The 23,356-nt window shown below is 69.7% G+C and carries 20 protein-coding genes; 11 read left to right on the top strand and 9 right to left on the bottom strand.

The window, feature by feature from the left end:
* Nucleotides 1–23: 23 nt before the first annotated feature.
* From dapE to ACIQJ5_RS05475, 3 genes are all read left to right on the top strand, one after another.
* A complete protein-coding gene (gene dapE / locus ACIQJ5_RS05465) occupies nucleotides 24–1,094 on the top strand; it encodes a succinyl-diaminopimelate desuccinylase (protein WP_402841648.1) in 1,071 nt (356 codons plus the stop codon).
* Nucleotides 1,082–2,314: a hypothetical protein gene (locus ACIQJ5_RS05470; protein WP_402841651.1), complete on the top strand. Its 1,233-nt coding sequence runs from the start codon at nucleotides 1,082–1,084 to the stop codon at nucleotides 2,312–2,314. The genes dapE and ACIQJ5_RS05470 overlap by 13 nt, the downstream gene beginning before the upstream one ends.
* 93 nt (nucleotides 2,315–2,407) lie before the next feature.
* Nucleotides 2,408–2,581, top strand: a complete 174-nt coding sequence (locus ACIQJ5_RS05475) for a DUF3117 domain-containing protein (RefSeq protein ID WP_231089664.1) — start codon at nucleotides 2,408–2,410, stop codon at nucleotides 2,579–2,581.
* A gap of 60 nt (nucleotides 2,582–2,641) precedes the next feature.
* Here ACIQJ5_RS05475 and ACIQJ5_RS05480 read toward each other — a convergent pair whose 3' ends face one another.
* Nucleotides 2,642–3,277, bottom strand: a complete 636-nt coding sequence (locus ACIQJ5_RS05480) for an O-methyltransferase (RefSeq protein ID WP_402841654.1) — start codon at nucleotides 3,275–3,277, stop codon at nucleotides 2,642–2,644.
* A 70-nt stretch (nucleotides 3,278–3,347) separates the two neighbouring features.
* On the opposite strand from ACIQJ5_RS05480, the gene ACIQJ5_RS05485 reads away from it, so the two are divergent.
* Nucleotides 3,348–3,791, top strand: a complete 444-nt coding sequence (locus ACIQJ5_RS05485; RefSeq protein ID WP_231089666.1) for a Sec-independent protein translocase TatB — start codon at nucleotides 3,348–3,350, stop codon at nucleotides 3,789–3,791.
* A gap of 12 nt (nucleotides 3,792–3,803) precedes the next feature.
* Here the strand turns inward: ACIQJ5_RS05485 and ACIQJ5_RS05490 are convergent, their stop codons facing one another.
* Genes ACIQJ5_RS05490 through ACIQJ5_RS05500 form a run of 3 tightly spaced genes read right to left on the bottom strand, consistent with a single transcriptional unit; the run spans nucleotide 3,804 to nucleotide 6,753 of the window.
* Nucleotides 3,804–4,925, bottom strand: coding sequence for an Mrp/NBP35 family ATP-binding protein (locus ACIQJ5_RS05490; RefSeq protein ID WP_402841658.1), 1,122 nt, complete (start codon nucleotides 4,923–4,925; stop codon nucleotides 3,804–3,806).
* Entirely contained in the window at nucleotides 4,922–5,467 is a 546-nt protein-coding gene (locus tag ACIQJ5_RS05495; protein ID WP_402842069.1) for a DUF1003 domain-containing protein, read from the bottom strand. The genes ACIQJ5_RS05490 and ACIQJ5_RS05495 overlap by 4 nt, the downstream gene beginning before the upstream one ends.
* Nucleotides 5,467–6,753, bottom strand: a complete 1,287-nt coding sequence (locus ACIQJ5_RS05500) for a magnesium transporter (protein ID WP_231089669.1) — start codon at nucleotides 6,751–6,753, stop codon at nucleotides 5,467–5,469. The genes ACIQJ5_RS05495 and ACIQJ5_RS05500 overlap by 1 nt, the downstream gene beginning before the upstream one ends.
* A gap of 150 nt (nucleotides 6,754–6,903) precedes the next feature.
* Here ACIQJ5_RS05500 and ACIQJ5_RS05505 point away from each other — a divergent pair, with 150 nt between their 5' ends.
* Nucleotides 6,904–7,899, top strand: coding sequence for a general stress protein (locus ACIQJ5_RS05505; RefSeq protein ID WP_402842072.1), 996 nt, complete (start codon nucleotides 6,904–6,906; stop codon nucleotides 7,897–7,899).
* On the top strand, nucleotides 7,896–8,570 hold the full coding sequence (locus ACIQJ5_RS05510; protein WP_402841662.1) for an alpha/beta family hydrolase: 675 nt from the start codon (nucleotides 7,896–7,898) through the stop codon (nucleotides 8,568–8,570). Before ACIQJ5_RS05505 ends, ACIQJ5_RS05510 begins: the two co-directional genes overlap by 4 nt.
* 63 nt (nucleotides 8,571–8,633) lie before the next feature.
* Here the strand turns inward: ACIQJ5_RS05510 and ACIQJ5_RS05515 are convergent, their stop codons facing one another.
* On the bottom strand, nucleotides 8,634–10,040 hold the full coding sequence (locus tag ACIQJ5_RS05515) for an aminopeptidase P family protein (protein ID WP_402842075.1): 1,407 nt from the start codon (nucleotides 10,038–10,040) through the stop codon (nucleotides 8,634–8,636).
* 39 nt (nucleotides 10,041–10,079) lie between these two features.
* Nucleotides 10,080–11,099 (bottom strand): endonuclease/exonuclease/phosphatase family protein, encoded by a 1,020-nt coding sequence (locus tag ACIQJ5_RS05520; protein WP_269142842.1) that lies wholly within the window; start codon nucleotides 11,097–11,099, stop codon nucleotides 10,080–10,082.
* Between the two features lie 73 nt (nucleotides 11,100–11,172).
* Here ACIQJ5_RS05520 and ACIQJ5_RS05525 point away from each other — a divergent pair, with 73 nt between their 5' ends.
* Nucleotides 11,173–12,051 (top strand): PHP domain-containing protein, encoded by an 879-nt coding sequence (locus tag ACIQJ5_RS05525; protein ID WP_231089673.1) that lies wholly within the window; start codon nucleotides 11,173–11,175, stop codon nucleotides 12,049–12,051.
* Between the two features lie 119 nt (nucleotides 12,052–12,170).
* Nucleotides 12,171–13,034 carry a DUF817 domain-containing protein gene (locus ACIQJ5_RS05530; protein ID WP_231089674.1) on the top strand — a complete coding sequence of 288 codons (864 nt, stop codon included), beginning with the start codon at nucleotides 12,171–12,173 and terminating at the stop codon, nucleotides 13,032–13,034.
* A 59-nt stretch (nucleotides 13,035–13,093) separates the two neighbouring features.
* Here the strand turns inward: ACIQJ5_RS05530 and ACIQJ5_RS05535 are convergent, their stop codons facing one another.
* On the bottom strand, nucleotides 13,094–14,560 hold the full coding sequence (locus ACIQJ5_RS05535; RefSeq protein WP_231089675.1) for a DEAD/DEAH box helicase: 1,467 nt from the start codon (nucleotides 14,558–14,560) through the stop codon (nucleotides 13,094–13,096).
* Between the two features lie 201 nt (nucleotides 14,561–14,761).
* Between ACIQJ5_RS05535 and ACIQJ5_RS05540 the strand changes: the two genes are divergently transcribed.
* Nucleotides 14,762–15,475 carry a ferritin-like fold-containing protein gene (locus ACIQJ5_RS05540; RefSeq protein ID WP_231089676.1) on the top strand — a complete coding sequence of 238 codons (714 nt, stop codon included), beginning with the start codon at nucleotides 14,762–14,764 and terminating at the stop codon, nucleotides 15,473–15,475.
* Nucleotides 15,476–15,535: 60 nt separating this feature from the next.
* Here the strand turns inward: ACIQJ5_RS05540 and ACIQJ5_RS05545 are convergent, their stop codons facing one another.
* On the bottom strand, nucleotides 15,536–15,826 hold the full coding sequence (locus ACIQJ5_RS05545; protein WP_231089677.1) for a hypothetical protein: 291 nt from the start codon (nucleotides 15,824–15,826) through the stop codon (nucleotides 15,536–15,538).
* A gap of 1 nt (nucleotide 15,827) precedes the next feature.
* Entirely contained in the window at nucleotides 15,828–16,052 is a 225-nt protein-coding gene (locus tag ACIQJ5_RS05550; RefSeq protein WP_231091348.1) for a DUF3107 domain-containing protein, read from the bottom strand.
* A 146-nt stretch (nucleotides 16,053–16,198) separates the two neighbouring features.
* Between ACIQJ5_RS05550 and ACIQJ5_RS05555 the strand changes: the two genes are divergently transcribed.
* Nucleotides 16,199–19,501, top strand: coding sequence for a PD-(D/E)XK nuclease family protein (locus ACIQJ5_RS05555; RefSeq protein WP_402841669.1), 3,303 nt, complete (start codon nucleotides 16,199–16,201; stop codon nucleotides 19,499–19,501).
* Nucleotides 19,498–23,049 carry an ATP-dependent DNA helicase gene (locus ACIQJ5_RS05560; protein WP_402841671.1) on the top strand — a complete coding sequence of 1,184 codons (3,552 nt, stop codon included), beginning with the start codon at nucleotides 19,498–19,500 and terminating at the stop codon, nucleotides 23,047–23,049. The genes ACIQJ5_RS05555 and ACIQJ5_RS05560 overlap by 4 nt, the downstream gene beginning before the upstream one ends.
* The last annotated feature ends 307 nt before the right edge of the window (nucleotides 23,050–23,356 follow it).

Here is a 23,356-nt window from a genome sequence, read left to right on the forward strand (position 1 = left end):
GCGCGGCCGGATACGATGAGGGCATGCCGCTGCTCGATCTCACCGCCTCCGCTGCCGACATCACGCGAGCGATCTGCGATATTCCCAGCGTCTCCGGGGATGAGGCCGCGCTGGCGGACGCCGTCGTCGCGGCGCTGTCGGAGTACGACCATCTGGAGATCATCCGCGACGGGGACACGATCGTCGCCCGCACGTCGCTCGGGCGAGACCGCCGAGTGATCATCGCGGGCCATCTCGACACGGTTCCGATCAACGACAACCTGCCGACCGAGCTTCGTGAGGCCGACGGCGAAGCCGTGATCTGGGGACGCGGCACCGTCGACATGAAGGCCGGGGTTGCGGTGCAACTGAAGCTGGCGGCCGATCTCGTCGCCCCGGCGGTCGACATCACCTGGATCTGGTACGACCACGAAGAAGTCGACAGCTCGCTCAACGGCCTGGGCCGTCTCGCCGGCAACCGGCCCGACCTCATGACCGGCGACTTCGCCATCCTCGGGGAGCCGACGGCGGGCGAGATCGAAGGCGGTTGCAACGGGACGCTGCGTGCTGTGGTCCGCACGCACGGGGTCCGGGCACACAGCGCACGCGCCTGGGTGGGGGAGAACGCCATCCACGCCGCAGCTCCGGTCCTCGCCCGCCTGGCGGAGTACCGTCCCAAGGAGGTGAGCGTGGAGGGCCTGGCCTATCGCGAGGGCCTGAACGCTGTGCGCATCGGAGGAGGCGTCGCCGGAAACGTGATCCCGGACCTCTGCGAGGTGGAAGTCAACTACCGCTATGCGCCGGACAAGTCGCCCGACCAGGCGGTCGCTCACATCCGGAACGTGTTCGCAGGCTTCGAGATCGAGATCGTGGACCTGTCGGCCGGTGCCCGGCCCGGCCTCGACGCCGAGCTCGCCCAGGACTTCCTCGCGGCGACCGGGGCGCGCCCCAAGCCCAAATACGGCTGGACCGACGTGGCCCGCTTCTCGGCACTGGGCGTTCCTGCCGTCAACTACGGTCCCGGCGACCCGAGCCTGGCACATCACGACCAGGAACGCGTACCCGTGGCACAGATCGAGACCGTCGAGGCAGGACTGCGCGCGTGGCTGAGCTGACCCGCACGGAGGAGGCGGCCGCCCGATCCGCGCCCCCGACCCGCGTGGTGACGGCCCTGCGGATCACCGGGATCTACGTGGCGGGTCGCATCCTCACGCTCGTTTTCCTCTACATCGCGTCGGCGCTCGCCGCGCCGGGTTCCCGGTTCGGTCCGGGCCTGGGCATCGAGAGGTTCATCACGGGCTGGGACGGTCAGTGGTACTGGCAGATCGCGTTCCAGGGGTACCCGTCCCCGCTGCCGCTCACCGACACCGGGGCGGTGGCGGAGAACGCCTGGGCTTTCATGCCCATCTATCCGTGGGTCGCCAATGCGGTGGGAATGCCCTTCGGCTCCTGGGCGACGGGGGCCGGAATCACCTCGCTCGTCTGCGGACTGCTGTCGTGCTTCGCCCTCTACCGCCTGATGCGCAACCGCCTCTCGCGCAATGCGTCGATGTGGGCCGTCGTCTTCTTCGCCAACGGTCCGCTCGCCGCGCTGTTCCACGTCGGCTACGCCGAGGCGATGTTCACGCTGTTCCTGCTGCTGGCCCTCAACGCGGTGCTTCGCCGTCGATTCGCCGAGCTCTACGTCCTCGTTCCGCTGATGGGCTTCACGCGGCCGGGTATCCTGCCCTTCGCCCTGATGCTCGGCCTCTACGGCATCTGGCGCTGGTTCCGTCGCGATCGCGATCCGCTGCCGCGTGCGCAGATCATCCACATCCTGGCGACGGGTGCGCTCGCCGTCCTCGTGGGCTTCTCCTGGCAGATCATCGCAGGAATCGTGACGGGCGACCCCGGGGCGTACCTCAGCACCGAGCTTGCGTGGCGGCGGAACTGGCTGGCGGAACCGGCTACCGCGTTCATCCCGTTCGAGGCATGGGGTGCGGCGCTGAACATGTGGTTCGGCCTGTGGCAGGTTCCCGTGATCCTGGGCTGGATCACCTTCGCCGTGCTGCTCGCACTGATCGCGTGGGCGCTGCTGCGTGAACGGCACGTGCTCGCGATGGGCGTCGAACTGCGGCTGTGGTCGGCGAGTTACATCTTGTACCTGCTGGCGGTGTTCTTCCCGCAGTCCTCGACGCTGCGACTCCTCCTGCCACTGACCCCGATGGTGGGTGCGCTCGCCATCCCGCGCTCGCCCTGGTGGCGCGGCGGAATCCTCATCGGCGGCGTGCTGTACCAGTGGTTCTGGATCTACAGCGTCTATGCGCTCGCAGCCACGGTCTATCAGATCCCCTGAGCTGTATTCCGGGGTCACGGATCGCTGTGCATTTCTGGACAACGCCTCAGAACCGATAAACTGGTGGCCAGACCAGGATGAAAGGGAGCCGACATGGCAGCCATGAAGCCCAGGACCGGCGACGGACCGATGGAAGCGGTCAAGGAAGGTCGCCTCATCATCGTTCGAGTTCCGCTCGAAGGGGGAGGCCGTCTCGTCGTCTCCGTGAATGACGAAGAGGCCAAGGAACTGCACTCCGTGCTCGGAGGCGTCGTCGACGCCGCGTGACGCACCGCAGACAGTGAAGGCGGCCGGGCAGCAGCCCGGCCGCCTTCACCGTTCTCCGAGTCAGCGCTCGGGGAGCACAGTGAGCTGCAGCAGGCCCTCGTTCACGGTGGACAGCGCACCCACCACGGCAGGAGAGGCCTGCACCTCCTGGATCAGGGAGCGATACGCGCGGGTGACTTCGTCTCGCTGGACCGGATCGGCAACGCGTCCGCCCCCGAGGACCCGGGGGATGAGCACGGTGCCTCCGGCGCGCACGAGCCGGAGGCCATGCTCCACGTAGGCGATCACGTTCTCAGGGTCGGCGTCGACGAGCACGATGTCATAGGAGCCCTCGTTCATGCGCGGCAGGACCTCGAGAGCGCGGCCGGTGATGAAGCGTGCGCGCGCGGCGGGGATGCGCGCCTCGTGGAAGGACTGGCGAGCGACGCCGAGGTGCTCCGGTTCCTTGTCAATCGTGGTGAGCACGGCGTTCGGCGCGCCATGAAGCAGCCACAGCCCGGATACCCCGGCGCCGGTGCCGATCTCCATGATGCTGGTGGCTGCAGTGGTCGCGGCGATCACCGCGGCCTGAGATCCGACGCCGGGAGAGATCGGTGCGGCCCCCACCTCCAGCGCGTGGGCGCGTGCGCGCGCGATGTGGTCGGGTTCGATGATGGACTCCCGCGCGAAACGGGCGATCGCATCCAGCTCGCTCATGACTCCTCCGTATTCAGGCTACGGGCGGTGTGCGCGACTGTGAGTGAGGCGCGACCGGTAATCTGAATCCATGAACTTCATCCCGGGGCCCGACAAGCTGCTGGTGATCGCGCTGATCGCCGTGGTCCTCGTCGGTCCGGAGCGGCTCCCGCGCTATGCGGAGGGACTGGCCCGGCTCATCAAGAAGGCGGGCGAGGTGATCCGCGGCGTGAAGGATCGCGCGGCGGAGGAGATGGGCCCGGAATTCACCGAGACGGACTGGCGCAAGCTCGATCCTCGTCAGTACGATCCGCGGCGCATCATCCGTGAGGCGCTGCTGGATGACGTCATGGCACCGGCACCCACGGCCGCCGTCGCAACCGCCGGAGCGGCTGCCGCAGCAACGAGCGCCTCGGCAACGCCGCCCAGCCCGCACTCCAGCGGAGCGAGCGCACTGTTCACCCGCTCCACACCGCGCACCTCGAACCGGCTTGCGGCGGGGGAGATCCCGCCCTACGACGCCGAAGCCACCTGAGCGCAGAGGCGGTCAGGCCGTTCGGAACGGCAGGGAGCGGTGCGCGAGGTCGCGTCCGAGTGTCGCCACCCGTTCGGCGAGCGCGATGATCGCGGCCGCGGCCGGGTCGGCGGGGTCGGAGACGACCACGGGCTCGCCCGCGTCTCCCCCCTGGCGCAGCGCGACGCTCAGCGGCACGGAGGCGAGCAGCTCCACGGGCTGATCCGGCAGGCTCAGCGCCGTGGCCACGCTCTGTCCGCCCCCAGAGCCGAACATCGCGAACTCCTGGCCGTCGGGCAGCCTCATCGGCGCCATCGTCTCGACGACGCCGATCACGCGCTGACCGGTCTGGCGTGCCACCGTGCCCGAGCGCACCGCCACCTCCGCGGCGGCGGGCTGGGGCGTGGTGATCACGAGGACGTCGGCACCCGGGAGCAGCTGGCCCACCGAGATGGCGATGTCACCGGTGCCCGGGGGCATGTCCAGCAGAAGGACGTCGAGGTCGCCGAAGTGCACGTCGGTGAGGAACTGCTGAACCGTGCGGTGCAGCATCGGACCTCGCCAGGCCACCGCGCCTTCGCCCTCGCGAAGGAACATGCCGATGGAGATCACCTTCACGTCGTGGGCGACCGGCGGCAGGATCATCTCGTCGATGCGGGTGGGAGTCGTGCCGGCGGGTACACCCAGAAGACCGGGGATCGAGAAGCCGTGCACATCGGCATCGACCAGTCCGACACGAAGCCCGCGCTGCGCAAGGGCCACGGCGAGATTGGCGGTCACGGTGGACTTGCCCACACCGCCCTTGCCGCTGGTGACGGCGATCACCCGCGTGAGCGAGTCCGGACCGAACGGCATCGTGCGTGCCGGCCGGCCCTCGCGCAGCCGCTCCGTCAGGGCGCGCCGTTCATCGGGCGTCATCACACCGACCGCGACGTCGACGGCGCCGATGCCGGGCACGCGAGCGGCGGCGTCGCGCACGTCGCGCTCGATCCGCGTCGCGGCCGGGCAGCCGACGATGGTGAGGGCGATGCCGACATGGGCGGTCGTGTCGGTGACAGTGATCTCGCGCAGCATGTCGAGCTCGGCCAGCGTCCGCCGCAGTTCGGGGTCCACCACACCGCCGACGGCGATGCGCACCTGTTCGGCGAGGCTCACCGTGACTCCTTCTTCGCTGCGCCGCCGTCAGTCGCGGGGCGCTCTCCCGGCTCCAGCGCGGCCCGGTCGTCGAGCTCAGCCAGCAGCGTGCGCAGCTCCTGCCGCAGGACATCCCGTGAGAGGGATTGCTCCACCAGATCCGTCATCGCCATCCGTAGTGCCACCACCTCGCGGGCCAGGTACTCCGTGTCGGCGAGGTTGCGCTCTGCGCGCTGCCGGTCCTGTTCGATCTGCACGCGGTCGCGATCGTCCTGCCTGTTCTGCGCGAGAAGGATGAGAGGTGCCGCGTAGGACGCCTGGAGGCTCAGCACCAGTGTCAGCGCGGTGAAGCCGTTGGAGACCTCGTCGAAGCGCACGCCTGCGGGCATGAGCGAGTTCCACGCGATCCATGCGACACAGAACAGCGTCAGCAGGGCGAGGAACGTGGGGGTTCCCATGGCCCGGGCGATCCACTCGGTGAAGCGGCCGAACCGGTCGCGAGACTGCTTGGGCTGTGCCCGCCCGCGGCGCGCGGGGGAGTCGAGGGCGTTGTCGCGTGCCATCATGCGCTCTGCCCCGGAGCAGGGCGGACCACGGGAATCGACCCGGTGGCCTCCTCCTCGTCGTAAGAGCGCCAGTCATCGGGCAGGAGGTAGTCCAGCACGTCGTCGACGCTCACCACTCCGACGAGACGGTGCGCGGCATCCACCACGGGCAGGGAGACGAGGTCGTAGGACGCGAGCATGCGCGCGACCTCCGTCGCCGACGCCGTCGCTTGCACGGGCTCCAGATCATCCAGGATGGCTCCGAGTCGCTCGTGCGGGGGATAGCGCAGCATCCGCTGGAAATGCACCACTCCGAGCAGCCGCCCGGTCGGGGTCTCGTAGGGCGGCAGCGTGACGAACACGGCCGCGGCGAGCGCCGGATGCAGCTCGTGGCGGCGGATGAGGGCAAGTGCCTCTGCCACCGTCGCCTCCGCCGACATGATGATCGGCTCGGGGGTCATCAGACCGCCCGCCGTGTCCGGACCGTACTGGAGGAGGGTTCGCACATCCTCCGCCTCTTCGGGCTCCATGAGCTCCAGCAGATGCTGCAGGCGTCCCTCGGGCAGCTGCGCGAGCAGATCCGCGGCGTCGTCCGGCTCCATCTGGTCGAGGATGTCGGCGGCGCGCTCATCGCCCAGCTGCTCGAGGATGTGCATCTGCTCGTCCTCGGGCATCTCCTCCAGCACATCGGCGAGGCGGTCGTCCGGGAGCTCCTCGGCGACCTCGATCATGCGGGTCTCGGGCAGATCCAGCAGCGTGTTGGCCAGATCGGCGGGCTTCAGCTCCGAGTACGAGGCCACCAGCTGCTCGGCCGACTGCGCCTCGCCGGGCCGGTGCTGCTCGCGCACCTGCCCCCACGTGGCGAACGTGGTGGCGCCCTTGGCGAACGGCGACGCGCTGGTCTTGGGACGTCGCAGGAAGAGCTGGGTGACGCCCCACTCGCCGATGCGGTTGCGCTCGATCGCCACGTCCTCGATGACCGCGCTGCCGGATGCATCAGCCATGTCCACGCGCCGTCCCACCAGCTCCGCGAGCACGCGAACCTCGCCGCCGCGCTGCTCGAAGCGGCGCACGTTCATGAGGCCGGTGGTGATCACCTGTCCCTGCGAGATGGAGGTGACACGACCGATGGAGAGGAACACCTGACGGCGCCCCGGAATCTCGCAGACCAGGCCGATGACGCGGGGCGGGTCGGATTTTCGGTACACGACGACGACGTCGCGGACCTTGCCGAGACGATCGCCGGAGGGGTCGAAGACCGTGCAGCCGTGCAGGCGCGCGACGAAAACCCGCTGAGTACTCACGCTCTCAGCGTAGTCGCCGAAAGCTGGGCACCCGGGGGATCGATAGGTGCGCGTGGGAGAATGGGGAGCGAGTTCGGTGATGGCGCGACGGCCGCGAGGCGGCGCCGGCCGATCACGGAACGCTGACGGAGGAGAGGCAGACCAGTGAGCATGATGGGCCCCCTGGGCGGCAGTACGGAGGTCGGCGAGGTCGTCGGATCCTTCCCCGAGTACACCGGAGCGCAGAAGGCGGTGTCTGCGCTCATTCAGGCCGAGATCCCCGCACGGGAGATCGCGATCGTCGGCCGCGGCCTGCGATCGATCGAGCGCGTCACGGGGAGACTCGGCTACGCGACGGCGGCCCGGCAGGGTGCCGTCAACGGCATCTTCCTCGGTCTGATCTTCTCGCTGGTGTTCACCTTCGGCGCCGAGCAGAACCTCATGCAGCTGTTCCTCGGGTGCATGGTGGTGGGCGTGGCGCTCGGCATGCTCATGAGCATCATTGCGTACACGCTCATCCGGCGCCGTCGGGACTACGCCAGCGTCATGCAGGTGGTCGCTGATCACTACGAGGTGACGGTGATGCCCACCAGCATTCACAAGGCCCGCCAGGTGCTCGGTACGGCCCCCGGCGGTCATCGGCCGCCGACGCGCCCTGCCACCCCGACGACGAACGAGCCGCCCCGCTATGGTGAGCGCATCGATCCTTCCGCCCCTGCGGGCGCCCCGCGCCCCGCCGCCCAGCCCCCTGCGGCACCGCAGTCCCGCCCCTCGCCGGCGGACGAACCGCCTCGCTACGGCGTGCGCATCGACCCGTCGGCGCGGCCCGCCGTCGCCCGGCCGCCGGCAGCACCCGCACCGGCGCCCGTCGCGCCGCGTCCGGAGGAGCCGCCGCGCTTCGGCGTGCGCGTGGATCCCGCCTCAGGGGGGTCCGAGAACGCCACGCCCGCTGCGGACACCGTCGCTGCGGCGGACGCGGCTCCGGTAGCGGACGATAGCTCTGCCGTGGACATCTCTCCCGTCGCGGACTCCGGTCCCGCAGCGGACGCCGTCTCGGAAGGGGACGATGCGACGACTGCGTACGGCGACGCCTCGCGGGACGACGCCGACGCTGGGACATCGGGCGACGAGGGGACGGCGAACGGCTCCGGCGAGCGCACATCGTGACGTCGGGCGTCGCGGACACCGTCCCGGTGCTCCTGCCCACCGGGGCGGAGGTGGAGGTCCACATCGCCGTCGAGCCGGCGCCCGACGCCCGCGCCACGATGATCCTCGCTCACGGCGCGGGATCCACGATGGACCATGGCTTCCTCGTCGGCTTGGCCACGGCGCTGCGGGCCGGCGGCATCGCCACCGTACGGTTCAACTTCCCCTACGTCGAGGCGGGCCGGCGCATGCCGGGCCCGGCCGCGCACGCCCTGGCCACGTGGGGCGCCGTGGCAGCTCACGTCCGGTCGCGTTCCGACCTCACAGGCCCCGTCTGGTTCGCCGGGCGCTCCTACGGTGGGCGGATGGCATCTATGGCGGTCGCCGACGGCCTTGCCACCAGCGGACTGGTCTATCTCGGCTACCCGCTCCACGCACCGGGCAAGCCTGAATCTCCGCGAGCGGAGCACCTTTCGAAGATCGCGCAGCCGCAGTTGTTCATCTCCGGCACCCGCGATCCGTTCGTCGATCCGCACGCCCAGCTGGAGGAGGCGGTGTCCGCCTGCTCGGATGCCCGTCTGCACTGGGTGGAAGGGGGCACGCACGGCTTCGAGGTGAAGGGGAACAAGCGCCCGGCAGATGTGATCGGCGCCGAGCTCGCACCGATCGTCCGGGACTTCGTTCTCGGCTGACACGTCGCGATACGACGACGCCCGCGCGAGGAGATCTCGCGCGGGCGTCGTCGTGAGAGCGGATCAGCCTCGCTGCACGCGAGCGATCCAGGCTTCGACCTCGTCGGCCGTGCGCGGGATGGCAGCGGAGAGGTTCTCCGCCCCGTCGGCGGTCACGAGGATGTCGTCCTCGATGCGCACGCCGATGCCGCGGTACTCCGCCGGCACGGTCTGGTCGTCCGCCTGGAAGTACAGGCCGGGTTCGATGGTGAACACCATGCCTTCCTCGATCGTGCCGTCGTAGTACATCTCGCGCCGGGCCGCCGCACAGTCGTGAACGTCGATGCCGAGGTGGTGGCTGGTGCCGTGCACCATGTAACGCCGGTGCTGGCCGCCACGATCGGCATCCAGCGCCTCTTCGGCGGTGACCGGCAACAGGCCCCATTCCGCCACGCGCGCGGCGATCACGGCCATGGCGGTCTCGTGCACCTGACGGAAGCGGATCCCCGGCTTCACGATGGCGAACGCCGCGTCCGCAGCCTCGCGAACCGCCTCGTAGATCTTGCGCTGGATGTCGGTGAACGTGCCGGACACCGGCAGCGTGCGAGTGATGTCGGCGGTGTAGAGGCTGTCCAGCTCCGCGCCGGCGTCCACCAGGATGAGATCGCCCGGGCGGACAGCGCCGTCGTTGCGCGTCCAGTGCAGGTATGTGGCGTGGGCGCCGGACGCTGCGATGGTGTCGTAGCCCTCCCAGTTCCCGTCGGTGCGTGCGCGCTGGTGGAAGACGCCTTCCACGACCCGCTCGCCCTTTGCGTGCGCGATCGCGCGCGGCAGCTCACGGATGATGTCGTCGAAACCGTCGGCGGTGACGCGGACGGCCTCACGCATCTGCGCGATCTCGTACTCGTCCTTCACGAATCGCAGTTCCGACACGAAGGAGGTGAGGCTGTCATCCTCCTCGACGACCAGATCGCCGTCGCGGGGCTCGAAGGCGTCGACATGCGCCGTCTCCAGCCCGAGGTCCACCGCCACGGCGCCCAGCGAGGGTCGCGGGCCGATCCAGAACTCTCCGATCGATGCGTCCGAGTAGAACTCCGCCGTGGTGCGATCGGCGCGCTCGCGGAAGTACAGCGTGGCGGTGTGACCGTCCTCGGCGGGGTCGAGGACCAGGACCGAGTCCGGCTCTGAGTCGCTGCCCCATCCGGTCAGGTGGCTGAAGGCGGAGTGCGCGCGGAACGGGTAGTCGGTGTCGTTGCTGCGCTGTTTGACGCCACCGGCCGGGATCACCAGCCGCTTACCGGGAAACGCCGCGGACACGGCTGCGCGGCGCCGGGCGGCGTACGCCGCCTGCTCGCGAGCGGGCGCGGGAGCTTCCTCGCGCTCGGCCCACCCCGTGGAGATGGTGTCGAGGAACCCCTGCGGGAACGGCTGCTTGCGGTTGCTGACTGCGGGAGTCTCGCTCTCGGCCACGGAGGCCTCGTCACCTGTCATGCTCATGCATCCATCCTCTCACGAGGGGGTGCGCACGGATCAGCCTGCCGGCTCCAGCTGGACGATGAGCGGACGGTGATCGCTGCCGGAATCATCCAGCGAGCGCAGCACCACGGAGCCTGTCGGCTTCCAGGACTTCGAAGTCATCACATGGTCGATGGGCACACCGGCCAGGGCCGGGATGCCGGTGGGCCATGTGCCCACCGCGCCATTGCCCGTGGCCGCGGCGGCGTCGGTGCACTGGCCCATGAGACCATCTCCCGTGCCCAGGGAGGCCATGTGATCCATCGTGGCGTTGAAGTCGCCGGCGAGGATCACGTTCCCGTCAGCGCACTGATCGGCGATCCACTGCAGATCCTTCTCCCAGCCGGCCATCTGCGCCGGACGGGGTGCCACTGCATGTACAGCGACGATCGTGGGTCCATCACCGTCGACGGGCATGGCGACTGCGCTCGGCAGCGAACCGGTGTTGCTCGTGCCGTCCTCCGACGACTGGATCACCGAGTAGTCGCCGAGCTGCGGGGAGATGAGGATCGTGGTCTCCCACGCCTGCGGTCCCTCGTAGTCGGTCTGGTTGAACGAGACGTGCAAAACCCACATCGGGCGTCCGAGATCGCGCATCGCGACCGCCACGCGCTCGCCCACGGATTCTGCGGTCTCGGGCAGGGAGACGATGTCGGCATCCATGGCCACCGCCGTCTCCGCGATGGTGTCGGCCGGCGTCGCCTCACCGGCGGTGTTCCACGCCATGACCCGCAGGCTGGTGGCGGTCTTCTCCGGCAGCGCCTGCGTGCCGAAACCCCGCACGGCCAGGATCGCGCCGTTCGCGCCGGCACCGATGATGCCGATGATCGCGAGAGAGGCGGCGAAGCCACGGATCGACTTCGCGAACGACAGCAGCAGTGCGACGATTGCGACGCAGACGAACACGACCGCCAGCAGGCCACGGGATGCGACGGCCTGCGCAAAGGGGAAGGTGCGTTCGAGGTGGAAGAACTGCGGCCACGTCACGATCGCCGTCGCGATCGCGGCGCACACCGTGATCAGCAGACCGAGCATTCGCAACACGCTTTCGAGCCTAGGGTGCGCTGCTGAGAGAACGGTCCGCGCAGGCCCGCGATACGCTCAGAGGATGACCACCGACGCGCGCTTCCGCGGTCCCGCCGACCTGCATCTGCACTCGTCGCGCTCGGACGGCACGGAGCACCCGGCCGATGTCATCACCGCGGCGCACGCGCACGGACTTCGCACCGTCTCGCTCACCGACCACGACACCACGACCGGATGGAGTGAAGCGGCGACGCGGACCCGCGAGCTCGGCATGACGCTGATCCCGGGGATGGAGCTGTCGACACGATTCCAGTGGCAGAGCATCCACATGCTCGCCTACCTGTTCGACCCGGATGACGCCGATCTTCTCGCCGAGACCGAGCGCATCCGCGCGGACCGGCTCGGACGCGCCGAGCGCATCGTCGGCAACATCGCCGCCGACTACGCGCTCACCTGGGACGACGTGCTCGCACAGCGCCTGGAGGATGCGACGATCGGACGGCCGCACATCGCCGATGCGTTGATCGCTCGCGGGATCGTGCGCGACCGGGAGGAGGCGTTCGCCGGTATCCTGCACCCGCGCACCGGGTACACCGTCCCGCTCTACTCGCCGGATCCGCGCGACGCGGTGAGGCTCATCCGCGATGCCGGGGGCGTGCCGATCATGGCTCATCCGGCGCCGCACGGCCGCGCCGGAATGCTCCCGATCCCCGTGCTGGAGGAACTCATCGCCGCCGGTCTCGCGGGGTTCGAGATCGATCATCGGGAGAACACCGCCGACGGCAAGCGCGCGCTGCGCGCACTGGTGCAGCGACACGGGCTGATCGTGACCGGGTCCAGCGACTACCACGGGACGGGCAAGCCGAACCGCCCAGGGGAGAACACGACCACCGACCAGAACGTGGCGGCCATCATCAGCGAGGGCTCAGGCACCACACCGGTGTACCCGCCCGAGCTGTAGCGCCCGCCCGGCGCCGTAACCCAGCGGCCCGAACCCTCGGACGCCATCGGCTGTCGCACCTTCCGCCGGCTGTAGGTCCCCCCAGGCCGTCTCCCGGACCGGTGCGCTAGGGTCGCGGGGTGCTGAACCCGACGCGGCTGGAAGCCCGGATCGACTCCCGTGCACGCCGGCTGCTGGCGCGCGCGCCCCGGACCGGCTGGCGGGGCGTGGCGGTGGAGTTCGCGGTTTTCGTGGCGAAGCAGGCGTGGGCGTGCGTGTTCGGTGCCGCACTTCTGCTGGCCATCATGCTGGTGCGTGTCCTGTACCCCGATGACCTGCCGCTCACGCGTAACGATCTGCTCACCCTGATCGCCATCGCCATCCAGATCGTCATGCTCGCCACCAGGCTGGAGGCGGGACGCGAAGTGTGGGTGATCGTGCTCTTTCACATCACGGGAACGGTGATGGAGCTCTTCAAGACGGACGTCGGCTCATGGGAGTACGACGCGGGCGGGGTGCTGCGGATCGCGGGGGTCCCGTTGTTCTCCGGGTTCATGTACGCCGCGGTCGGCTCGTATCTCGTGCGCGTGTATCGGCTCTTCGATCTCGGATTCGTCCGGTACCCGCCGGTGTGGGCCACGGCCGTCGTCGCCGCGGCCATCTACGCGAACTTCTTCACCCACCACTGGATCTGGGATCTGCGCTGGGTGCTCACGGCGATCGTCGTGCTGCTGTGGGGCGCGACCGTGATGCATGCGCGGGTCTGGCGCCGCACGATCCGCCTTCCTCTCATTCCCGTGTTCCTGGGTGTGGCGCTGTTCATCTGGATCGCGGAGAACATCGGGACGCGCTTCGGCGCCTGGCAGTACCCCGATCAGGCCGACGGATGGCAGTTGGTGTCGCTGTCGAAGCTCTCCAGCTGGGGACTGCTGATGATCATCTCGGTGGTGCTCGTCACCTTCGTGTACCCGCCGAGACCGCCCGTGACGCGCCCGGCACCATGAACGACGGATCCCGCCGTGCGAGCACGGCGGGATCCGCGAGCGTCAGAATTTGAGAGCGCTCAGGACGCGGGAGCAGCGGGGGCGCCGCCCGTGGCACCGCCGCCACCGGGACGCCGCCGGCGGCGGCGACGGCGCGCCGGTGCGTTCCCGTCGTGATGCTCGGATCCGCCACCGTCGTGGGTTCCGGTGCCCTCGGCACGGGGAGTCTCCGTCGTGGTGGCCCCTTCCGCGGACGAGCCGCCGCTGCGGCGACGGCGACGCGTGCGTCCCTCACCGGAGCGTCCCTCACCCGCGGCGGAGTCGGATCGACGCGGCGTGCGCACGGTGGCGGTCGCCGGTGCCTTCACGATGCGGCCCTTGGTGCCCTCCGGGATGTCCAGATCCGTGTACAGGTGCGGGCTCGACGAGTAGGTCTCGGTCGGTTCGGGCTGACCGAACTCCAACGCGCGGTTGATCAGGGCCCACTTGTGCAGGTCCTCCCAGTCGACGAAGGTCACCGCGGTGCCCGTGCGACCTGCACGACCCGTACGACCTGCACGGTGCAGGTAGGTCTTCTCATCGTCGGGGATGGTGTGGTTGATGACGTGGGTGACATCGTCCACGTCGATACCGCGGGCGGCCACATCGGTCGCGATGAGCACGTCGCGCTTGCCGGCCTTGAACGCGGCCATGGAACGCTCCCGCGACTCCTGGCTCATGTCGCCGTGCACGGCGGCGGCGTTGAAGCCCCGGTCGCCGAGCTCATCGACCAGCTTCTGGGCGGCGCGCTTCGTCCGGGTGAAGATGACGACCTTCTCCCGGCCGGTGGCCTGCAGGATGCGGGAGATGATCTCGTCCTTATCCAGCGAGTGGGCGCGGTAGATGACGTGCTTGATGTTCGCCTGCGTCAGGCCCTCGTCGGGATCGGTGGCGCGGATGTGGATCGGGTTGCTCATGAACCGGCGGGCCAGCGCAACGATCTGACCCGGCATGGTCGCGGAGAACAGCTGCGTGTGACGGATCGCGGGGACGCGCTGGAAGATCTTCTCGATGTCGGGGAGGAAGCCCAGATCGAGCATCTTGTCCGCCTCGTCGAGGACCACTTCGGTCGCCTGCGACAGATCGAGCAGGCGCTGACCGGCCAGGTCGATCAGCCGGCCCGGGGTGCCCACCACGATCTGTGCACCGGCCTTCAGCTGTTCGATCTGCCCCTCGTACGCCTTGCCGCCGTAGATGGCGACGACGCTGGTGGAACGGTTGGAGGTCAGCAGCTCCATGTCCTCGTAGACCTGCACCGCGAGCTCGCGTGTAGGAACGACGATGAGAGCCTTCACACCGGGCGCCGGGTCCTGACCGAGGCGCTGGACGACCGGGATGCCGAAGCCGAAGGTCTTGCCTGTTCCGGTCTTGGCCTGACCGATCACGTCCTGCCCGGGCAGGGACAGCGGGATGGTCTGTTCCTGGATCGGGAACGCATCGATGATGCCCTTGGCGCTCAGGGCATCGACGATGTCCTGGTCGACGCCGAGATCGGCGAAAGTTGTCACTTTTTTTGAGCCTGTCTGGCAGTGAGTCTGCCGGGATGAAGGTTCCACGCCCTTCTCTCAGCCACAGGCGCGGCGCTCCGATCCGACGCCGGAGCGCGTCCAGCCTACCGGAGGGTGCTGGCAGAGCCCCGGAAGACGCGCTTTCGTGCCCGGCGATGCCGCGTTCCGTGTGCCCGGCGGCACTCCCAGTAGGCTGGGCGCGTGGTGAACTGGTTCTGGAAGCGGCGACCCGCCGGGCGCACCCTGCTGCTGCGCGGGCGTGACGAGTTGGGCAATGCGCAGCGCGTCGATTTCTCCGAGCTTGCCCCCGACATCGACACCTTCCTGGGGCAGGCCGCGTACCTGCAGCTGGGATACTTCGAGACGCTCAGCCGGCTCATCCGCAACACCCCCGATCTGGAGGAGAAGGAAGCGCTGTCGAAGGCTGCGGGAGCGGCGCTCACCAAGCATCAGGGGCTGTGCGATGTGATCACCTCGCGCGGCGAGGTGCCCACCGAGGTGATGCTCCCGTTCCGCGAGGAACTCGACGCATTCCGCTGGAAGACGATCGGCAAGCGCCCGCGCGAGACGATGCTGTCCGTGCACATCACCGCGGGGATGCTGGACGACTTCTACATCGCACTGGCTTCGAGCTACGGCGAGACGGGGCGACGGGTGGTCCGCATCCTCGGCGCGGATCCGGACCGCGAGGCGATCGCGGAGATCCTCCGTCACACCATCTCCGCCGACGACGAGTGGCGCTGGCTGCTGTCTCTGTGGGGGAGGCGCCTGGTGGGCGACACCCTCCTGGTCGCGCGGGCGGCCCTGCGTCCTGCACGCCTGGACTCGGACGAGGAGAAGCAGGTGGAGCCGGTGTTCACGGCTCTGATGGCGAGCCATGCGAAGCGCATGGACGCGCTCGGGCTCGCCTCCTGATGCCCACGCGCTCATGACGAAGGCCCGCACCTCGGGGTGCGGGCCTTCGTCATGAGGCGGTCAGGCGATGCCGAGGCGCGCGTCCTCCGCGGCGTCATGTGAGAGACGAAGGCGCGTGAGGACGAGGGTGCCCGCGACGGCGACCACCAGCGCGGCGCCGAGGCTGGCCACCCACATCCACACACTGGACTCCGCCACCCCCGACCAGGTCAGCGCGGTGTAGACGATCGCCGCAGCCGCGCCGCCGAATGCTCCGCCCACCAGCACACCGCGCGACCCGCGGGAGGGGACGAGTGCGTGGGCTACGGCACCGAGCAGGATGCCGCCGATGACGGCCAGGAGGACGTACATGTCAGGCCACGAATCCGACGCGGCGCGACTCCTCGGTGCCGATCTCGATGTACGCGAGCGACGCCGTGGGAACGATGTAGGCGTTGCCCTTGTCGTCGGTGAAGTTCACGGACGCGGCCTTCGACTCCAACGCCTCGGAGACGGCGCTTCGCACGTCGTCCGCAGACTGGGAGGTTTCGAAGCTGAGCTCGCGACCGATGTTGGCGATGCCGATGCGGATCTCCACGTTGTGTCCTTCCTCTGCCCCGGAAGGGGCGAACATCCACAGCCTATGGCACCGGTCGGATGTCGCGTCGCGTGCACGCTCAGGGCGAACGCGTCCGAGCACGGCACCCGGGCGGTGGTGTCCGAGCCTCCCGCTAGCGTGGTGACATGAGCACGGACACCTCCACGACGCCGGCGCGCCAGGCGGCGGCTCTCGAGCTGGATCCTCGCCAGAGTGCAGTGGTGGCGCTGCCGGCCGATGCCGATGCCGTGGTGATCGGTGCTCCCGGTACCGGCAAGACGGCGACTCTCCTCGAACGTGCCCGTCGGCTGCTCGCCACGGGGGAGCGAGGCACGGACGAAGTCCTGGTGCTCACGCCGTCGCGCCTCACCGCCACCCGTCTGCGCGATGAGCTCGGGTTGTCCGTCGGTCGCGCGACGCCGGGTGCCCTGGCCCGATCCCTCGGGTCGCTCGCCTTCCAGATCGTCCGCGCCGCCATGGTCAGAGACGGCCGCCCCGCGCCGCAGCTGCTCACCGGCGCCGACCAGGACCGCATCGTGGCCGATCTGCTGCATGGAGACGAGCAGGACGCGCAGGAGGGCGTGCGTCCCCAGCGCTGGCCCGGGGAACTTCCTGCCGCAGCCCGCAACGCGAAGGCGTTCCGTTCGGAGCTGCGCACGCTGATCGACGAGTGCACGGAGCTCGGCCTCGCACCGGACGAACTGTCGGTGCTGGGCGAACGATGGGGGAGGCCGGTGTGGACGGCTGCCGCGGGGTTCATCGCGGACTATCGCGATGTGACGGCCCGCATGCGCGCTGCCCATCGTGATGCGGCCGACCTGCTGGCCGAGGCCGCAGCGATCGTGCGCGCCGCGCCTGCGGGATCCGCCGCGCTGGCGGCGCTCGGTCCCGTCGCCCGGCTGAAGACGGTGCTGATCGACGATGCCCAGGAACTCACCCGGGGCGCCATCGGCCTGATCGAGGCACTCCGCTCTCGAGGGGTCTCCGTGGTCGCGTTCGGCGATCCCGACATCGGATCGGGTGCGTTTCGCGGTGTCACACCCGAGCTGTTCGCGCAGCTGGCCGCTCTGCTCGGCGACGTCCACGTCCTCGACGAGCCTCACCGCGCGACACCGGCCATCTCCCGGCTGATCCGCACGATCACCCAGGCGATTGGCGTGGGCGGACGAGTCGAGCACCGTCGGGCCCCGGGCGACGAGCTCGCAGATGATCGAGTCGGCGCGCTCATCGCGGCCAGCCCCTACGAAGAAGCCGATGCGATCGCCCGCACGCTCCGTGACTGGCATCTGGTCCGCGGGGTGGAGTGGGCCCGCATGGCGGTGATCGCTCACGACACCCGCCAGGTCGCGTCGCTGGAGACGGAGCTGGCCGCGCGCGAGGTGCCGACCCGCGCGGCGGGCGTGCAACGCCCACTCGGACGCGAGGTGGTCGTCCGCCAGCTTCTCGAAGTGCTGGAACTCGGCATCCAGGCCCCGCAAGAACGTGATCCGGAGGCGCTCGCGGGCGCGTTGCTGTCACCCTTCGGCGGTCTCGACGCGGTGGGGCTGCGTCGTCTGCGCGCAGCGCTGCGGCATCGGGAACTCGCGGCGGGGGGAACCACGGCAGCGGGGGAGCTGCTGCGGTCGGCCTTCGAGCATCCGCTCGAGTTCGGGCTGCTGGAGGGAGCTGAGGCATCCGCGGCGGAGCGGCTCGCGACTACGCTCGCGCGCGTGGCCGAGGCACATCAGCGCGGCGAGACGGTGCACGAGCTGCTGTGGCTGATCTGGGACCGTTCGCGTCGAGCCGGTGAGCGTCTGGCGGATGCCTGGCGGCGCATCGCCACCACCCCGGGACCCTTCGCCGCCGAGACCGGGCGCGCGCTCGATGCACTGGTGGCGTTGTTCGAGGCCGCGAAGCGTGCGGTGGAGCGCGGCACGGACGCCGACCCGGCCGCCTTCATCCGCAACCTGCTTGGCAGCGATGTGCCCGAAGACACCCTGGCGTCACCGGAGAGCGCGCAGACGGTGGCCGTCATGACCCCGGCCACCGCGCTCGGCACGGAGTTCGACGCGGTCGTCATCGCGGGGGTGCAGGAGGGTGTCTGGCCGAACGTTCGTCTGCGCGGCGGCCTGCTGGACAGCTGGCTGCTGGCGGACGCGGTCGTCGCCAGCCGCGCCGGCGACTCCTCGACGGCCGCGCCTCCCGTCTCGGAACGACGGCGCTGGGCGCTGCACGACGAACTGCGGTTGTTCGTCCGCGCCGTCTCACGGGCGCGGACGCACCTGCTCGTCACGGCCGTGGATGACGACGACACCGGCCCCAGCGCCCTGTTCGGATTCCTGCCGGAGCCGGGCCGCACCGACGACGATCGAGCGGGAGGCCATCCACTCACGCTCCGGGGCCTGGTCGCGCGCTATCGACGTGACCTCACGTCCGTGACCACCCCCGCGGCGCAGCGCATCGCCGCCGCGGGGCAGCTGGGCGCCCTCGCGGCAGCGGGCGTGCCCGGCGCGTCGCCCGCGCAATGGTACGGACTCCTCCCCGCGTCGAGCTCGGCGCCGCTGCGCGATCCGGATCAGGCACCCATCCCGGTATCGCCGTCGCGCATGGAGAACTTCGAGACGTGTGGCGTGGACTGGGCCATCCGGTCGCTCGGCGGCGACACGCGAACCTCCTCGAAAGGCCTCGGCACCATCCTGCACGCCGCCATGGAGGAGGTGGCCGACGGCGATCTCGCCGAGTTGCAGCGCGTGGTGGATGAGAGGTGGGGTGAGCTCGAGTTCGAGGCGGAGTGGCTCTCCGTCAAGGAGCGGCGATGGGCCCGCACGCTGGTCGAACGACTGCACCTGTATCTGCAGCGCTTCCGCGCTCTCGGAGCGCAGCGCGTCGGGGCTGAGGCGCCGTTCGAGCTGGCGATCCCGCTCGACGAGGAGGCAGGCACGGAGCATGTGATCGTGCGGCCCCTCGACGCAGAACGGCCGGCGCTGCCGGAGGGCATCCCGTATGCGCTGCTGCGGGGCAGCATCGACCGCGTGGAGGTGTACCCGCCGGGTGCGGGCGAGGACATCCCGCAGGATCCGGATCGTCCGGACGCCGCGCGCGCCATCGTGGTGGACCTCAAGACGGGCCGCAGCGAGAGCCGGGTGCGTAACGAGCTGGTCGAGGACGATGCGCAGCTGGCCGCCTATCAGCTCGCGGTGGGCGCCGGTGCCATTCCGGGAGCCCACCCCGATGAGGCGGCGGGGGCCCGACTGCTCGTGCTCAGCCAGACGCTCAAGGGCACACATTGGCGCGTCGCGCACCAGGCCCCGCTCGGTCCCGAGACCGCGGATGCCTTCGTGCAACGCGTGATCACCGATGCCCGCGGCATGGCCTCGTCAGCGTTCACTGCCAACATCGATCAGCACTGCCGAGTCGATCGTTTCGCGATCTGCGGCATCCACACGGTCAAGGCGGTGAGCGCCTCATGACGCACCGGGACGCTCCAGCCGGTACCGGCTGGCCGGGGGGCCGGGGGCTGTCCGCGGCCACGATCGCCGCGGCCCTGGGCCTTCCCACACCGACACCGGCGCAGCAGGAGGTGATCGAGGCGCCTCCCGCTCCGGCGCTCGTGGTGGCCGGCGCCGGATCGGGAAAGACCGAGACCATGGCCGGCCGCGTGGTGTGGCTCGTCGCCAACGGCCACGTGAGCCGAGACGAGGTCCTGGGCCTCACCTTCACGCGCAAGGCCGCAGGTGAGCTGGCGGAGCGCATCATGACGCGCCTTCACCGTATCGACGCGTTCGGCCGCCGCGGTCTGCTGCCGCATCTCGAGGAGATCATCGCAACGGGAGTGCTCGCCCAGACGCCTGCGGACGAGCTGCCCGCCCTCCTGGACCGATTGGCGCGGCGGTACGGCACTGAGGGAAGCAGTGCGGGCAATTCGATCACCGGTGATGAGCTGCTGCGGCCGCGAGTGGCCACGTACAACGCCTTCGCGGATGCGATCGTCCGCGAACACGCGGCGCGAATCGGACGCGACGCGGAGGCGTCGTTGCTCAGCCAATCCGGTTCCTGGCTGCTGGCTCGCTCCGTCGTCATCCGCAGTGCCGATCCGCGGCTCGCGGATCGCGACAACGCACTGTCCACCATGATCGATGCGGTGCAGAAGCTCGCCGGCGACGCGCTGGACAACCGAGCCGACCTGGACGAAGTCGCGGCATACGGCACCGCGTTCGCGGATCGACTGGAGCCGTACATCAAGACGGACGTCACGCCCGCCAACACGGAGAACGCCTGGGCCGCCGGTCGCGGACTGCCGATTATCGCCGGCCTCGCGCAGGACTACGCTCTCGCGAAGCAGGCCCAGGGAGTGCTGGATTTCGCCGATCAGGTGTCGGGTGCGCTGGAGATCATCGAGACGAGTCCGCAGATCGCGGCCGAACTGCGAGATCAGTACCGGGTCGTGCTGCTAGATGAGTACCAGGACACCTCCGTCCTGCAGACCCAGCTGCTGTCCTCGATCTTCCGGGATCACGCGGTGATGGCCGTCGGCGATCCGCATCAGTCGATCTACGGCTGGCGCGGTGCGAGCGCCGACAATCTGGACGCGTTCGCATCGGCCTTCTCGCGCGAGGTCGCGCACCACACCTACGAACTGATGATCAGCTGGCGCAACGACGTCTCGATCCTGGCGTCGGCCAACGCCCTGCTCGGCCCCCTGCGTGGGCCCGGCCGTCTCGAGGTCGGCGAACTGCAACCGCGCCCCGGAGCCGATGACGGGATCGTCGACCACGTCTGGGCCGAGACGATCGACGACGAGGCCGACGCGGTGGCGGAATGGTTCGCGCGGGTGCGCGCGGAGCACGGTGCCGCAGCGGGCGAGCGCGAGCACACCGGCGCGATCCTGTTTCGCGCCAAGAAGCACATGCAGCTGTTCGCCGACGCGCTCGACAGGCGAGGAATCCCGCACCGCATCCTCGGCCTCGGCGGGTTGCTCTCCACACCGGAGGTCACCGACGTGGTGGCGGCGCTGCGCGTAGTGCACGATCCCGCAGCGGGCTCATCCCTCATCCGCCTCCTCGTCGGGCCACGCTTCGCGATCGGCGTGGCCGACATGGCCGCGCTGCACGCCCTCGCCACGACTTTGTCGCGGCGCGGTGCAGATGGCACCCGGTTCTCGGAGGAGATGCTGGCGCGACTGCGGGGATCTGCGGGCGCCGATGAGCAGCTGTCGATCATCGACGCTCTGGATGTCATCCGCTCCCTGCGTGCCGACCATCCGCTGCTCTCCGAGTTCACCGCGTCGGGACGAGAACGTCTGCGGGAAGCGGGGGAGATGTTCGATCGGCTCCGGCGCTCCAGCGGGCAGTCCGCCCCGGAACTCATCCGCCTGATCGAGTCGGAGCTCCGACTGGACATCGAACTGGCAGCGAACGAGTCCCGCGGCCCGGCGCGCATCGCGTCCACGCAGCTCCGCGCGTTCGGCGACGAGGTGCGCGCGTTCCTCGACGCCGACGAGCGCGGCACGATCGGCAGCCTCCTCGCCTGGCTTGCCCACGCGGAGGACACCGACGAGCTCATGCCGCGACCGGAGCCGCCGCAGCCGGGCGTGGTCCAGCTCCTCACCATTCACGGCGCGAAGGGGCTGGAGTGGGATGCCGCAGCCGTCGTGCGCCTCGTGGAGGACGAGCTGCCGAAGAGTCCCCGCACCACCATGGGGTGGCTCTCTCTGGGGACGCTGCCCTTCGATTTCCGCGGTGACAGGGACGCGCTTCCCGAGCTCGTGATCCCGACCGGCGAGGGCACGACGCGCACACAGATCAACAGGGCGATCGATGACTTCAAGAAGGCGAACAAGGCATATCAGGAGGAGGAAGAGCGCCGCCTGGCCTACGTCGCCGTCACCCGTGCCCGCTCACGCCTGCTGCTCACGGGTGCCGCGTGGGGCGGTCAGACGCGCGCTCGCGTGCCGAGCCGCTATCTGCAGACGATGCTGCAGGCCATCGGCGCCGACGAACTGCCGACGCAACGTGCTGAAGGCGAGAACCCCGTGCAGCACGGTGGCCGCACGATGTCGTGGCCGCTGGACGCTCTCGGGGGCAGGCGGGCCGTCGTCGAGGAGGCAGCGGCTCTCGTGGCAGCCACCCCTCCGGCGCAGCCCTCTCCCGAGCTCGCCCGGCTCCTTCGTGAGCGCGAACTGCGTGCTCTGATCCCGGTGGCCCCGGCTCCGACACGCATTCCGGCGTCGATGTTCAAGGACTACGTCACGGGCTTCCGGCGCACGACGGACGCTCTCGTGCGTCCGCTGCCCGAGCGCCCCTATCCGCAGACCCGGATCGGCACGGACTTCCACGCCTGGATCGAGCACCTCTACGAGATGGTGGGGTCTGGCACCTCGCTGGACGACACACTGTGGGAGAGCGACGACGAGTACGCGGGCGACAGCGTGCTGGTCGCGGCGCCCGATCACGTCGGCTTCGACGCTGATCCGCCCGAGGCCGTTGTGGAGGCACCCGACGCCGAGGCGGAGCACGATTCGGAACTCGCCCGCCACCAGCGCAACTTCCTCCGCTCGGAATGGGCGGGGCTGCGACCGCTGGAAGTCGAGAGCGAGGTGAACTATGTGATGCGCACCCCGGCCGGCGGAGAGCACATCATGATCTGCAAGCTCGACGCGGTGTTCCGGCGTGAGGACCGTGGCGGGCGCATCGAGATCGTGGACTGGAAGACCGGGCGACCCCCGGCTACGCCGCGTGAGCGCCAGGAGCGCCTGCTGCAGCTGGCACACTACCGGGTGGCCTACCACCACGCGCGGGGCATTCCGCTCGAAGACATCGATGTCGCGCTGTTCTACGTCGGTCACGATCTGGTGCTGCGCCCCGAACAGGTCTACACCGAGGAGGAACTCGCGGTGCTGTGGGACGAGGCCGCCGCCGCGTCCGCCGACGGCAGCGCCACGTCTGACGGCACCAGCGCGTCCGCCGGCACCAGCGCGTCCGCCGGCACGGGGGTGTCAGACGGTATCGCCGCGTCTTGACGGCACCGGCGGGACTGAGGGCACCGGCGCGTCTGATGGCACCGGTGCTTCTGATGGCACGGTCGCCTCTCCGGCATCGCCGCGTCTTGAGGGCACCGGCGCGTCTGATGGCACCGGCGCTTCTGATGGCACGGTCGCCTCTCCGGCATCGCCGCGTCTTGACGGCACCGGCGCGACTGAGGACACCGACGTCTCCGCCGGGATCGTCGTGTCTGATGGCACGGGTGTGGCTGATGCCACGGGGGGGCGTCCGCCCGCATCGCTGTGTCTCGACGGCACTGGCGTGTCTGACAGCACCGTCCCATCC

The organism is Microbacterium sp. GXS0129 (assembly GCF_044769785.1).
GTDB classification, from domain to species: domain Bacteria; phylum Actinomycetota; class Actinomycetes; order Actinomycetales; family Microbacteriaceae; genus Microbacterium; species Microbacterium nymphoidis.